Genomic DNA, 14,094 nt, shown 5'->3' with positions numbered 1-14,094 from the left:
ATAGGGTAAAAACCAATGAGATTGTTGTCTGGATTCTCAGCAAAAGAGTGGCTGTTGACCGCCGTGGTACTCGGAGGGTTAACCATAGCCACAGTCCATTATTCTAACCAACGTACTTCTGCTGCCCGTAGTGCTGCAATCCAAGTTCTGTTCGCTGACATGCAGTATTACGTCTCGCTCCTACACAACAATGCAAAAGCGTTTAAGCAGGACCGAGGCGCAAACCAGTGCGTCCTGACAGCTCTTGGCTATCAAGATTTCTACAACGGTTATCCAGAAACTCAGAGTGAGTGTGGTGAGCAAGTTGGATTTTTCGACAATCTGACCATCACTGATGAGATGAAACAAGCAGACTTGGTCTTTATCGAAAACAATCGTTATTCAATTGTCGGCTACGGCAGTGACGAATCACCAGAGGCACTGATGGCAAATCAGTGTTACGCCTACTATCGAATGGACAGCAAAGGCGTTGATGGACACAGCTTTAGAATTGACACCACTGGCTGTTAATGAAGATCAAAAAAGGGAGCACTGTGCTCCCTCTTTCCTACCAATGATAAGACTTAACTTAATGTCACTTCTTCCAATGGGAAGTGCTTGCTCGGCTCAACGAACTCTTGTTGTGCTGCGATGGTTTGCAGTTCCCATTCGCCCGCTTGGTAAGTCGCATTAAGTACGCCGTAACACGCGTCGTGGCAGTGTTGGAAGGCTTGTTTTGGCGTCCAACCTTTCAGCAAGCCAGCGGTAAAAATCGCCGAGATCAAATCACCTGCACCGACGGGGGCTTTAGCAAATTCAAAATGAGGGCGCTTCGCTAAATAAGTGCCTTCTTGCGTCGCAAGCAACATATTGAAGCTATCGTCAGACAAACAGTAAAGGTGTTTCACCAACACCACTTTAGGACCTTTTGCTAGTGCACGCTGACAAGCGTTGATCGCATCATCCAACGTATGAATTTCCATCTCTGCAAATTGGCTTAACTCGAACTGGTTAGGCACAATCACATCTGCCATTGGCATCAGACGGTTTAACAAGTTTTCTGCAATACCCGGCGCCACAATACAGCCTTTATCTGGCGCGCCCATCACGGGGTCACACACATAAAGTGCGTCTGGGTTTGCTTGTTTTACTTTGGAGACGGTTTCTTCAACTGCCAGACATTGCTCAGCACTGCCTTGATAGCCAGTCAGAACGGCTTTGCACTTCTCTAGCGCGCCAATGTTGCCAAGACCACGAACTAATTCGCTGATGTCATCAGCCGAAAACGCACGACCCGTCCAGCCTTCTTGGTACTGGGTGTGGTTAGAGAATTGAACCGTGTGAATAGGCCACACTTCAAAGCCCATGCGTTGCATTGGGAAAACGGCACTGCTGTTACCAGCGTGACCAAAAGAAACATGAGATTGTATAGAGAGGATACCTTGCATAGTACCAGACCTCTTCTTGTTGTTGTTATCAATAGTTCAAAGACAGCGGCGAGCGCCAGATTTGCGAAACCAGTAGTGTATCCGACAAACCAAGATTCTCTAACTCAATTCTAGCCTTCTTCGCTCGAATCGATTGGAGAGCTGGTTTTCAGTACCATTTTCTTAATTTCCATTTTGTCTTTATTGAGCGCAATTTCGAGGGTGTCCCCTTCCCTTATCCCGAGCTCAGTCAGGATCACGCTTGGAATGACTACGACGGTATCGTCACCGATTTTAACAGGTTGGCTAATCATCTTTCGTCCCCCAATTGTCGAAAATGAGTTTTCACGTTATGAGTGGTGTTGTGTCCTCAACTTACCTAGTGTTTCAAATCAAAAGGTTATGGATAAAAGCAAAAGAGCCCTCCACACCGCGTATGGGAAGGCTCGATTGAAAAAACTTAGTTCACGAGAGGTTCGTGTTTAGAAGCGATCAGACCGTACGCACTCCAACCTAGGAAGGTAACGATAGAGCCCCACATCATGGCTTCGTAGCCAGAACCGTACAACGCATAGAAGCTGTACAGAGAACCAATCAGAGCGATGATGTTCGTTGTCTTCATCTCGCGCTCAGGCACGTGCGCCACTTGCTGCATGATGAAGATTGCGCCCATACATAGAATGTAAGGAATGACGTTCGTCACTACCGCCAGGTTAACCAGCGCTTCAAATTGCTCGTTCAATGTTGGCGAGATAGTCATTAAAGAAAGCACCGATTGGATAACCGTGATAGCCACCATGCCTTTGATTGGTGTACCGCGTTTATCAACTTGTGAGAACAGTTTCGGGAAGAAGCCTGCATCTGAAGATGATTTGAATACTGACGCGATAGTGAACTGCCAACCCAGTAGTGAACCTGCACAAGCAAGAACTGCCATACCCGCAACCACTTTACCCGCCGTAGAACCTAGCATCACTGTCCATACTGTTGAGAATGGCGCTGTAGATGCTGCAAGCTCAGAGTTCGCTACGATACCAGAACAGATGTTGGTTGAAACAATGTAAACCACTGCCGCAATCAGCGTACCGCCCAATACTGCGATTGGTACGTTCTTCTCTGGGTTTTCTACCGCTTCTGAGTTCGCACAAGCCGATTCAAGACCTAGGAATGCCCAAAGTGTCATCGCGATCGAAGCACTTACCGCTTCGCCAAATGGTAGGTGGTGTGGGTTCCACGCTTCTACGTACATGGTTGGGCTAAAGTAGAACCAACCAACGATACCCAAAGAACATACAGGAAGGATAACGCCCCAGACCGTAAACGAGCCGATTTGACCAGTAATCTTCGCACCACCAAAGTTAGCGAAGGTACAAATCCAAAGGATAGCGATGGTGTACAGACAGGTCTCTACTGGCGACAAGGTCACTTCAAAAAACGCAGATCCGTAGCCAACACAGGTTATCGCAATCGCGATGTTGGCGATCAACAACGACAAGCCGTAGGTCCAACCCGCCATAAACGCACCCGATTTACCAAACGCGTACGACGCATAACCGTTCATACCACCGTCACGTTTACTAAAGCGACCACACTTTGCAAATACATAGGCAAGAGCCAATGAACCCGCCGCAGTAATCAGCCAAGATAGAATCGAAATCGTGCCCACTTGCGCTAGCTTACTTGGCAGCATAATGATGCCCGAGCCAGCCATGTTAATGAATGTCAGAATGGTTAGCTGCACCACCGACATTTTTTTGGTTTCAGTACTCATAAATTATTCTCCACGAATAAACGGTTCGCACCGCGACAACCAAGTCACGATGCGAACGGGGTAGATTAATCTTTAAGGGCGTAGCAATGGGCGGTGGTGCGGCCATTGACGTCTTCTAGGTACACACCTTGAATCTCTGGTGCGAAGCCTGGGAATCGGTTGATGCCTTCTTCTAGAGATAAGAAGTAATCGACCACTTGTTGAGTCCAGATTTCGCCCGTGATCACACAGATAATGCCTGGAGGGTAAGGAAGCGCACCTTCTGCTGCGACACGACCTACCGCTTCTTTCAGAGGCAAGTAATCACACTCGCCGCGGAAGTATTTGCGTGTTGCCACATCTGGTTTGTGCACCATAGTTGGGAAGTATTCGCTACGGAACATCGCTTTTTGTAGCTGTTTCACGTTCAGCTCTTTGTACATGTCATGCATTTCCTGACATAGCTGACGGATGGTGTAGCCGCGGTAGCGTTCTTTGTTCGCTTCGTAAACGCGAGGAAGCACGATGTTTAGCGGCGCATCATCACGAATAAATTTCTCGAAGCGGTTAATTTGCGCCACAAGATGACGGATCTTACCCATGTCCTCTGCTGGAGTGAGAAGGAACAAGATAGAGTTCAAGTCACACTTCTCAGGGATGATGCCGTTCTCACGTAGGAAGTTAGCCAATAACGTTGCAGGAATACCAAAGTCTGCGTAGCTACCATCTTCAGCAATACCTGCTGTAGTGAGTAGCAATTTACATGGGTCAACGAAGTACTGACCTTCGCCGTAGCCTTCAAATTTATGCCAGCTTGCGTCTGGCTCGAACATGAAGAACTTCTTATTGGTTGCGATAAGATCGGTGTCGTAACTGCCCCATGGTTGACCATCAACTTGGTCAGGAATGAACGGACGAATCAGCTCACAACTTTTCAGGATTTCTTTACGTGCTTCGATACCAGTCTTAACCGCATCACGCCATAGGCGCAGACCCGCTTCACCATCGTGGATCTTCGCGTTCACATCCAATGCTGAGAAGAGCGCGTAGAATGGTGAAGTTGACGCGTGCATCATAAACGCGTTGTTGAAGCGTTTGTGGTTACAGTAGCGAGCCTGACCTTTGATATGGTGGTCTTTTTTGTGGATTTGCGATGTTTGAGAGAAGCCTGCTTGTTGCTTGTGAACAGACTGAGTCACAATCACACCCGCATCTTCTGGTTTTAGATCCAGTAGCAGTGGAGAACAGTCTTTCATCATAGGAATGAACTGCTCGTAGCCCACCCATGCCGAGTCAAATAGGATGTAGTCACATAGATGACCAATCTTATCCATCACGTAACGTGCGTTGTAGATGGTACCGTCGTAAGTACCCAATTGGATGATCGCAAGACGGAATGGACGCTCATCACGAGCACGCTCTGGTGACACTTTCGCAATTTGAGCACGGATGTATTCTTCATCAAAACAGTGCTCATCCATACCACCGATAAAGCCCCAAGGGTTACGTGCCGTTTCTAGGTAAACTGGCATACCGCCCGCTTGGATCAATGCACCGTGGTGGTTTGATTTGTGGTTGTTACGGTCAAACATCACCAAGTCACCTTCGGTCACTAACGCGTTACAAACCACTTTGTTTGAAGCCGAAGTGCCGTTAAGTACGAAGTAGGTTTTGTCTGAGTTGAACACTTTTGCTGCGTGTGCTTGAGCTTGGTGAGCAGAACCTTCGTGGATCAGCAAGTCACCTAAATCAACGTCCGCGTTACACAAGTCACTACGGAATAGGTTTTCACCGAAGAAATCGTAGAACTGTTTACCTGCTGGGTGTTTTTTGAAGAACTGGCCGCCTTGGTGTCCTGGACAGTCGAATGCAGAGTTGCCCATTTCCACGTAGTGAGTCAATTGTTTGAAGAAAGGTGGAAGTAGGCGACATTCGTATTTGGTGACAGCCTCATTGATTTGGCGACCGTAGTATTCGATTGACTGTCTTTCCAAATCGATAACGCCGGTTAACCATACGTAATCTTCTGCTGAAACTGGGTTTTCATCTGTGACCAAGAAAACCGGAATGCCATAACCCGTTTCAGAAATAATTTTGTGTAGACCAGCCTTAATATCTGCAGAAGTAATAATTGCAGCGCCAACGTCAGTTAATTCGACGTGCTCAAGTGGTTTTAAAGTTCGGTTAAATTGCTCATCCAAAGATTCAGATAATAAACTGAAGTCTTCTGGCATGTAATTACTAACACCGATAATTAAACGTTTCATTTGAAATATCTCTTATTTGTTCTGTAAAGACGACAAGCACAGATATTACAAACGAAATTAATATTTAAAATTCAAAAAACAAATTTCGTGATTATTAGTTCATAATTAAAACTCTTATTTTCTCGAAATAAAATTTCGCGATCTTTATCACTTTCCTTTCGATAAGCCAATGATATTAGATTCTGGCTTAAATTGAATTTAGGTTAAGAATTATGTGACCTCACTAGTTATTATTAAAAAAGGAATCAAAAGAAAATAAAATTTTGCGATTTTCATCACTCTATATTTTATTAAATTGATTTAATAGCAAGAATAAACACAATAAATATGCTTATATTTAACAATTTATAAACTATATACCCAAGTAACTTCAAGATGCAGGGTTCAGAGCGTTGTCATTGATTCGAGAGCAAGGAAAACAACGCAGTGTAATAGCCAGCTCTTTCCAAGTTGTTTGACGCAGCAATCGGGTCAATGACACGCTCCCAAAGGGCGAGCTGCCTTGGCTTGTATACTTTGTTACCGATTCTTGATTTAGACCCACTAAACCTTTAAATCGCCGCCGCGTCTACAAACCAAGTCAGTCTCGCTGAACCTAGCATATCGAGGTTACTTGGGTATAAACAAAAAGCCATCAACATTTCTGCTGATGGCTTTTTACTTTATTGTTTTACTTTGGTGGTTTTACTTTGATAGCAGCGAGAGCCAGTTTAATCAAACAAATGGCTATCGAGCCTCACGCCATTATTCGACCACAATTGATACCGTTTCACCGCGATTCCAGACGAGTACATGGTGTGCTTACAGTCCATACATTCCACAAAGTACAGACCACTCATGCCAGCCATAACATGTAACCTTCGACTGTCACAGCGCTTACAAGACAAGCGCTGCACCTTACTGTTTACATCCACACGACGGGCGAAGTTCAGCGTTTCATGCGAGCTTAGAGCCTCAACAGCGCTGTCTTTAAACGGGTGCTCACTGAGCAAGTGGTTGATGGCATAATCATACACCGGAGGAATCGATGTTTTGCCATTCTCTATATTGGTTATCTTAGCAACGGAAACTCCCAACAAAGATGCAAATTCCACTTTGCTGTATTCCAAGATAAACCTTGAAGAGATGAACTTATCTGCACTAATGATTCTCAACATACACAAATCTCTAATAGACATAAAAAGAGCGTGAGTTTGCCCCTTTATGTTGAAAAGGATAATAACAGGTTGCTTCTTACTGTATTTATACGCAGAGTGTGCGCTATTTTATTTTTGGGTATATTGCGCTCAATTAAGTTAAAGATCAATAGAGATAATAGAAAACCGAAAATAGAAATTAAGATTTAGTAATATAAAACTTAATAGCTAATATTAGTTAAAGTAATGAATCTAGATAGATCAACACAAATTAAGCTAACAAATTATTTTCATTGCCATTTTATTGGCTAATCAATAATATTGGATTGGAGCTTAATTCGTGTATTTCCAACAAGGGGGGATTTCCCTCTATTTGTCGATTTATATAACGATAGGTGATTAAGTGATGGATTTCTGTTGAAAAATTGCATAAAGATCACTCACCTCTTTATACCTAAGAGATGCTTGGGTATATGCACTTGGTGGAATTTCTTATAACACGGGCAATAAAAAAGCCTCACGAATGAGGCTTGTTGAGATTCTGTGGCTGTAAGAAGTTCTGAGTAAAGTCGAGCACTTCTTTTGATGGTTGCTTGGGTGGAGAAGCAAACTCTTGCTGTGGTGGAACCTCAGCATCAAAGTTCAGCTCTGGTGCGCCATCAAGCAAACTTTCTTCTTCATGATGTTCTTCACTCAGCAACTCATTGAGTTCATCTTGATCTGGGAAGTAAGGTTCACGTTTGTAGACCTTGTTTAACGCACGAATGATAGAGTGCTTTTTGACGAAACCAGATGCAAGCTTCCTCTGCAGCGGTTTAGCGATAGATTGCAGCCCCACTACAACATCCACGCCGATGTTGCTTGCGACTTCATCACGAACGACACGTGCTGGCTCATAGCCCATGTTCGCGGATAAAAACAGCCAAATATAAGCAATCGCATTGCCTGTTTTACCGGTATCTTTCCACGCTTCTCCCGCGTGAAACATTGCCTCTGCGCTGCCACTCTCCGCCGCTCTTTCAAGCCAATAACACGCTTTCACCATGCTTTTATCAGTGCCAGTGCCTCTTAGATAACACAAACCCACTTGGATTTTACCTTCAGCACTGTCTTGCTCGGCAGCTTTCATAAACCAGAACAAAGCATCAGCACTACGCCCTGCCGTATTCTCCGGTGATAACTGCCATTCCCCCATATACAACATGGCAGGAATACAACCCTCATCTGCTGCCATTTCGATGAGTTGATGCCCTTTGGGAATATTCTTCTCGGTACCACGTCCAGACAAAAGTGCCTTACCCGTTGCAAATTTCGCGTCGATATCACCTTCCATACCGGCAATCGCAGTACGCCAAAAATTCGCTTGCTCTCTTAAGATAACATCTTCACGCATTCGCTCAGCCAAACGCACCACACCATACATACCTGTGACGTTATCCAGTTTGGCAGCTTTGTCGTACCAATACAGAGCGCGCTTGAGATTGTCTCGCTCTGATTCTTTCGCTAAATAGAGAATTGTCGGAATATGACCGGTCTCCGCCTTAAACTCACGCTCTTTACGTTCTTGTTCGCGCGCTTTTTGCATCGCCTTGCGATACGCCACTTCACGCGCTTTCCTCTCTGCCTCTAGACGTTGCTTACGCATCGACAACGAGATCATCCAAACAAATATCAGGATGAGTGAAAGGCCAGTTGCTGTAATAGCAATGCCCATACTACTCATAAACCGCCTCTTTTTAGGTCAGTGCTCACCGAGACTTTCCGCGCTTGGGAAAATCTGCAAAATTCTAACTCGGGGTATAATTGCGCCATCTTTGGCGTACTCCGCTCTATTATATAACGACCATGTAGGTAAAATCTGAAGTTTACTGGTCGAGTATGGCGAATTTTTATTCGATATCACCGCAACTTATTTTTAATTAAAAAATAACACCCCTAATTTTATAGAAATGAGTCACAGTTTTGGGGCTTAGACATTCTCCGCCCCTATCATCCCCCCTTTCTCCTCCTATAAAAATTTACATCTTTAGGCTGTGCTGAATATCTCACTATGAGACCGTTTTATTATTTAATTTGTGAACAAAATCTAGTGTGACAGAAAATTTTCACTTGTAAAAAACTTAACTGCCTGCTCTCACATTTTGCTGATAGTTCAGTGTATTAGCATCTTGTTGAACATTTCCTTTTCGGCATTTTGCCAATCTATTATCAATTCAATAACAATGGATTTGTAAACGTGGACAATAAAACATTTAAATTATCAGCGATTGCTAAAACCGTACTGCCGCTCCTTTCTGTGGCAGTCATCAGCGGTTGTGGCAGTGATAGCACAAGCGATGACACAACGAACCCTGGCTCTGGTCTACACCCTGCGGGAGAGAACGAAGTTGTCATCTATTACAAACGCGATGTCGCAGCTGCATCATCAGCAAGCGATTACGAAGGTTGGGGTCTACACCTTTGGAATGGCGAAGGCTGTACCAGTACCGATCTTGAAGAAATGGGGCTCCCAGAGGGCGGTACGGACTGGGGGTCACCTCGCCCATTCGACGGCATCAGTGACACTTACGGTGCTTACTACGTTCTGAAAGTGAACCCAGACGCATCTGACCCACACAACTGTATGAACTTCATCCTACACAAAGGGGATGAGAAGGCATTCGGCAGTGCAAACTCAAAAGTTGAGCTGACTAAGCTAGGTGAATCGAAAGGTTTGTTCGGCTTCCACGGCAGCAGCGAGCTTTACTACGAACCAATCGAAGAGCGTCCTGTAGAAATTGACGGTCAAAAAGCGCATTGGCTAGATGCTAATACCATCGCTTGGGAAGCGGCGGCGAATGCAGACTCAATGAAGCTTTACTACAGCTTGACTAACGACATCAAGATGGATGAAGACAAGCAAATCACTGGTGGTACAGCAGTTGAGCTGACGAAAGCAGGCGAACTGTCTGAAGCACTGAAAAAACGTTTCCGTCACCTTTCTAGCCTACAAGCAGCAGGTATCGATGTTGATGCTGACGTACTTCACACCATTCTAAAATCGCAAATCGTCATGGTGGCTTACAACGCAGATGGCGATGTTATTTCTGCAACTGAAGTACAAAAACCAGGCGTACTTGATGCCGTATTTGCTAACAAAGATGCAGGTAACGCAATCGGTCAGGAACTTGGCGCAATTGTTGATGGCAACGCAGCAACATTCAAGCTTTGGGCACCAACAGCGCAAGACGTTGACCTGATCATTTACGATGCAGATTTGAAAGAACAAGCAACCGTTGCGATGACAGAAGATCCAGCTACAGGTATCTGGGCATCAGAAGCGCAAAGCGACGTATTAAACAAATACTATCGTTACCAAGTTAAGGTTTACCACCCAACAACAGGTGTTGTAGAAACCCGCCTTGTTACTGACCCATACTCGCTAAGCTTGTCTCAAAACTCTCTGTACTCACAAGTTGTAGACCTAGACAGCGATAGCTTGAAACCTCAAGGTTGGAATGATTACAAACGTCCTGAACTTGCTAAAGACGAAGACCACGTACTGTACGAGTCGCACCTACGTGATTTCAGCTTTAGCGATACCAAAGGGACCAAAGCATACAATGGTAAGTACCTTGCTCTGACAGAAGCGGATCGTGAATCGGTTTCACACCTTCAAGCTTTGAAAGACGCAGGTCTCACTACGCTTCACATTCTGCCAGCATTCGATATCGCTACCGTCGATGAAAACGAAGCAAACCGCGTGGATATTACTGACACGGTTGGCAAACTCTGTGACATTAAACCAGCCGCTTCTGTTTGTGGTACAGAAAACGAAAGTAAAGTTATTGAAGATGTCCTAAACAGCTACGATCCAACAACGGGTTCAGCTCAGGCTCTGATGAATGACCTACGTATGCTAGACAGCTTCAACTGGGGCTATGACCCATTCCATTACACAGTGCCTGAAGGCAGCTACGCGACCGATCCTAATGGTTCTAAGCGTATTGTTGAATTCCGTGAAATGGTTCAAGCAACACACAAAATGAAGCTAAAACTTATCATGGACGTGGTGTACAACCACACTAACGCATCTGGCGTAAATGATAAGTCGGTTCTGGATAAGATTGTCCCTGGATACTACCACCGCTTGAACGTAAACACGGGTGGCGTAGAGAACTCAACTTGTTGTGATAACACAGCAACAGAGAACCTAATGATGGGTAAACTGATGGTTGACTCATTGTTAGTATGGGCAGACGACTACAAAGTGGATGGTTTCCGTTTTGACTTGATGGGTCACCAGCCAAAAGACGTGATGGTTTACGCGCTAGAGCAAGTACGTAAAGTTGACCCTAACACACTATTCTACGGCGAAGGTTGGGACTTTGGTGAAGTGGCACAAAACGCTCGCTTCGACCAAGCGACGCAAGTCAACATGGCTGGCACAGAGATCGGTACTTTCTCGGACCGTCTACGTGATGCAGTTCGTGGCGGCAGCCCATTCGATGGCGGTAAAGACTCAGAAGGTAACCACCCACTTCGCTTCAACCAAGGTTTTGGTAACGCGGCATACGCTAACGAAGAAACGAAGACAGACGCTGATTCAGTAAACGGTCGTCTACACAACCAAGATCTTGTTCGCCTAGGTATGGCGGGTAACTTGGCTGAATTCGTTCTTCTTGATTACAAGGGCGACACTAAACTTGGTAAGAACGTAGACTACAACGGTGCACCTGCGGGCTACACTAAGATGCCATCAGAGAACATCTCTTACGTATCTAAGCACGATAACCAAACGCTTTGGGACAACAACGCTTACAAGATTGCTACAGGCACCCCTTCTGCTGAACGCGCTCGTATGCAAAACGTGTCTCTATCTACGGTAATGTTGGGGCAAGGTATTCCATTCATTCACATGGGTTCTGAGCTGCTACGTTCAAAATCGATGCAGCGTGACTCTTACGATTCTGGTGACTGGTTCAACCGTGTGTTCTTCAACGGTACGGACAACAACTGGAACGTCGGTCTACCTCGTCAAGATAAAGATGGCGCAAACTGGGAGCTTATCCAGAAGATCGTTGGTGACAGTTCTGCGAAACCAAGTGCTGAAGATATCGAGCTAACTAAGAAGCAATTCCTAGAACTACTGAAAATCCGCAGCTCTAGCGAACTGTTCCGCTTAGATACTGCACAAGAGGTAATGAACCGCGTCGATTTCCGTAACGTAGGCAAAGACCAAGTAGAAGGCTTGATCGTTATGTCTATCGATGACGGTAAATCAGCAGGTAAAGACCTAGACACCAACTACGATGCCGTTGTGGCAGTGGTGAACTCAACGTCTAAAGAGCAATCTTTCACAGTGAAAGGTGCAACAGGTTTCGAACTGCATGAGATTCAGAAGAACTCAGCAGACGACATCGTAAAAGGTGCAAGCTTCGCGGGTGAGACGTTCACAGTTCCTGCGCTAACAACAGCGGTATTTGTACAGCCTCAGGGCGGTGCACAAGGCGACGGTCTACCGGTTAACAAAGACAACAAAGACGTATCAAGCATTCCTCCTTACGGCGAAACTGTGGTTTACGTGAAGGGTTCGATGAACGGTTGGTCTGATAGCAGCGATTGGGCAATGACCTTTATCGGCAATGGCTTGTACTCAGTAACAGGTGTACTTGAAGCTGGTGAGCACGAGTTCAAGTTTGCAGATTCAGGTTGGTCAAATCCAAACATCGGTTGTGATGCAGCAACCCAAGCAAGTGACTCTTTAGACCTAGGTGCAGCGGGCAACTGTAAGCTATCAGTGGCTGAAACTGGCAAATACAACTTCACTCTAAACGCACTGAATGTTCAAGATGAAAGCGTAGAAAAACCAGTAATTTCAGTAACGAAAGCAGCAGATGCGCCAACGTTTGGTGACACGTCACTGTTCTTACGCGGCACTATCACCACTTGGGATACGCCAGCTGAAGACTCTAGCGCTAAATTCTCTTACGTAGCCGCTGATGTTTACTCACTAGACATCGCTCTAGCAGCAGGCAGCTACGAAATGAAGATCGCAAGCGCAGACTGGGCTGACGCAACCAACTTTGGTGGTGACGGCAGCGTGGAGCTAGGTAAAGCGGTCACCATGAATGCCGGTGGCGGTAGCAAAAACCTTAAAATTACGATTGCTGAAGCAGGAAACTACAACTTCCACTTCAATGCGGCAGACAAGGCGGCACCAATCGTAACGGTAACTAAGAAGTAAAACAGTAGGCGCAATCATGTGCTAGCTTGGGGAGGGTAACACCTCCCCTTTTTTGGGTCTGCTTTCCGCAACGACGAAAACCACAAACCTCCACAGCTCATCGCTCCTAAACACAGCGAGAGTTAGTGTGGCAACTGCCACAACCTCGCCACGTTTTCTGCCAAATTGGCTAGGTTTGTATCCGCTTCTTCCATCGCTTCAGGCAAGCTCATGGCGCGTGGCACACACACGAATACCGCATCAATGCCATATTCGTAGACTGCTTGGAAGTTATCACCTGTGCAGCCTGCTAGGGCAATCACTGGCAAACCATATTCTTTCGCCACTTTCGCCACACCCATTGGTGTTTTGCCATGCACGGTTTGATGGTCAATACGACCTTCACCAGTAAAGACAATATCAGCGTCTGCTACGTGCTCTGCGAGCTTTACGGTGTCTAGCACAATCTCGATACCCGGCTTCAGTCGTGCTGGGAGGTAACCAAGCAACGCCGCGCCCATACCACCGGCTGCACCTGCGCCTTTTTGAGTCAGAACGTGCTTGCCCGTCACTTGCTCCGTCAGTTCACCGAATTTGTTGAGAGCGGAATCTAACAGCTCAACATCTGCTGACGTTGCGCCCTTCTGTGGACCAAAAATTGCTGATGCGCCTTTCTCTCCACACAGTGGGTTATCAACATCACACGCCACCAGCACCTCACAATCAGCTAAGCGAGCGTCGAGACCAGACACGTCAATGCTTGCTAGCTCAACCAAACCACCACCATTGAGGGTGATTTCACGACCAGAACGGTCTAAGAACTTCACCCCTAATGCCGCCAGCATACCTGTACCGCCGTCATTGGTTGCGCTACCTCCTAAGCCGATGATCAAACGTTGAATACCGCGATCAAGTGCATTCGAAATTAACTGACCAGTACCAAAGCTGCTGGTGTTTTTCGGGTCACGAAGATCACTTGGCACAAGATGCAAACCACTTGCCTCTGCCATCTCAATCACTGCGGTTTCGCCGTCACCCAGAATACCGTAAAACGCCTTCACATCATTACCGAGCGGACCTTTTACAGTCACGAAAACCTGCTCCCCCTCAGTCGCATCAATCAAAGATTGAACTGTACCTTCGCCGCCGTCAGCAACAGGTAGCGTGACAAACTCTGCGTCTCGCCAAACACGAGACAAACCCACTTTGATCGCCTCACTTACTTGTTTAGCGGTCAAGCTCTCTTTAAACGAATCTGGGGCAATCACAACTTTCATTTCATTCTCCTGAAAACAGCGCGCTGCGAGGAACAAGTCGCAACTCATCAATG

General features: G+C 46.0%; 9 protein-coding genes. 2 read left to right on the top strand and 7 right to left on the bottom strand.

The features are described 5' to 3' along the window. Positions 1–15 precede the first annotated feature (15 nt). A complete protein-coding gene (locus tag OH463_RS05290) occupies positions 16–510 on the top strand; it encodes a hypothetical protein (protein ID WP_009698044.1) in 495 nt (164 codons plus the stop codon). Between the two features lie 53 nt (positions 511–563). Here OH463_RS05290 and pdxY read toward each other — a convergent pair whose 3' ends face one another. The 6 genes from pdxY to OH463_RS05260 all read right to left on the bottom strand — a co-directional run bounded on the left by pdxY (position 564) and on the right by OH463_RS05260 (position 8,282). Then, positions 564–1,427: a pyridoxal kinase PdxY gene (gene pdxY, locus OH463_RS05285; protein WP_269990726.1), complete on the bottom strand. Its 864-nt coding sequence runs from the start codon at positions 1,425–1,427 to the stop codon at positions 564–566. 110 nt (positions 1,428–1,537) lie between these two features. Continuing rightward, positions 1,538–1,720, bottom strand: coding sequence for an AbrB/MazE/SpoVT family DNA-binding domain-containing protein (locus OH463_RS05280; protein ID WP_005447373.1), 183 nt, complete (start codon positions 1,718–1,720; stop codon positions 1,538–1,540). Between the two features lie 146 nt (positions 1,721–1,866). Further along, the gene (potE, locus tag OH463_RS05275) at positions 1,867–3,177 is read right to left on the bottom strand and encodes a putrescine-ornithine antiporter (RefSeq protein ID WP_005447372.1); all 1,311 of its coding nucleotides are present in this window, start codon (positions 3,175–3,177) and stop codon (positions 1,867–1,869) included. A gap of 65 nt (positions 3,178–3,242) precedes the next feature. After that, the gene (gene speF, locus OH463_RS05270) at positions 3,243–5,423 is read right to left on the bottom strand and encodes an ornithine decarboxylase SpeF (protein ID WP_005429232.1); all 2,181 of its coding nucleotides are present in this window, start codon (positions 5,421–5,423) and stop codon (positions 3,243–3,245) included. Positions 5,424–6,133: 710 nt separating this feature from the next. Then, positions 6,134–6,580, bottom strand: coding sequence for a helix-turn-helix domain-containing protein (locus OH463_RS05265; protein WP_005447369.1), 447 nt, complete (start codon positions 6,578–6,580; stop codon positions 6,134–6,136). Between the two features lie 496 nt (positions 6,581–7,076). Further along, complete coding sequence (locus OH463_RS05260; RefSeq protein WP_005447367.1) at positions 7,077–8,282, bottom strand: tetratricopeptide repeat protein; 1,206 nt, start codon at positions 8,280–8,282, stop codon at positions 7,077–7,079. Positions 8,283–8,795: 513 nt separating this feature from the next. Here OH463_RS05260 and pulA point away from each other — a divergent pair. Further along, positions 8,796–12,785: a pullulanase-type alpha-1,6-glucosidase gene (pulA, locus tag OH463_RS05255; RefSeq protein ID WP_009697267.1), complete on the top strand. Its 3,990-nt coding sequence runs from the start codon at positions 8,796–8,798 to the stop codon at positions 12,783–12,785. 122 nt (positions 12,786–12,907) lie between these two features. Here pulA and OH463_RS05250 read toward each other — a convergent pair whose 3' ends face one another. Further along, positions 12,908–14,041, bottom strand: coding sequence for a glycerate kinase (locus tag OH463_RS05250; RefSeq protein WP_069217717.1), 1,134 nt, complete (start codon positions 14,039–14,041; stop codon positions 12,908–12,910). Between the last annotated feature and the right edge of the window lie 53 nt (positions 14,042–14,094).

Source organism: Vibrio sp. NFR (assembly GCF_027587095.1).
In the GTDB taxonomy this organism is placed as follows: domain Bacteria; phylum Pseudomonadota; class Gammaproteobacteria; order Enterobacterales; family Vibrionaceae; genus Vibrio; species Vibrio harveyi.
The sequence above is the reverse complement of the archived record's forward strand: the minus strand, read 5'-3'. Positions and strand labels throughout refer to the sequence as shown.

Excerpts from the sequence above, each read along its gene's own strand:
- OH463_RS05290 (WP_009698044.1), top strand. The coding sequence starts at position 16 with ATGAGATTGTTGTCTGGATTCTCAGCAAAAGAGTGGCTGTTGACCGCC.
- pdxY (WP_269990726.1), bottom strand. The coding sequence starts at position 1,427 with ATGCAAGGTATCCTCTCTATACAATCTCATGTTTCTTTTGGTCACGCT.
- OH463_RS05280 (WP_005447373.1), bottom strand. The coding sequence starts at position 1,720 with ATGATTAGCCAACCTGTTAAAATCGGTGACGATACCGTCGTAGTCATT.
- potE (WP_005447372.1), bottom strand. The coding sequence starts at position 3,177 with ATGAGTACTGAAACCAAAAAAATGTCGGTGGTGCAGCTAACCATTCTG.
- speF (WP_005429232.1), bottom strand. The coding sequence starts at position 5,423 with ATGAAACGTTTAATTATCGGTGTTAGTAATTACATGCCAGAAGACTTC.
- OH463_RS05265 (WP_005447369.1), bottom strand. The coding sequence starts at position 6,580 with ATGTTGAGAATCATTAGTGCAGATAAGTTCATCTCTTCAAGGTTTATC.
- OH463_RS05260 (WP_005447367.1), bottom strand. The coding sequence starts at position 8,282 with ATGAGTAGTATGGGCATTGCTATTACAGCAACTGGCCTTTCACTCATC.
- OH463_RS05250 (WP_069217717.1), bottom strand. The coding sequence starts at position 14,041 with ATGAAAGTTGTGATTGCCCCAGATTCGTTTAAAGAGAGCTTGACCGCT.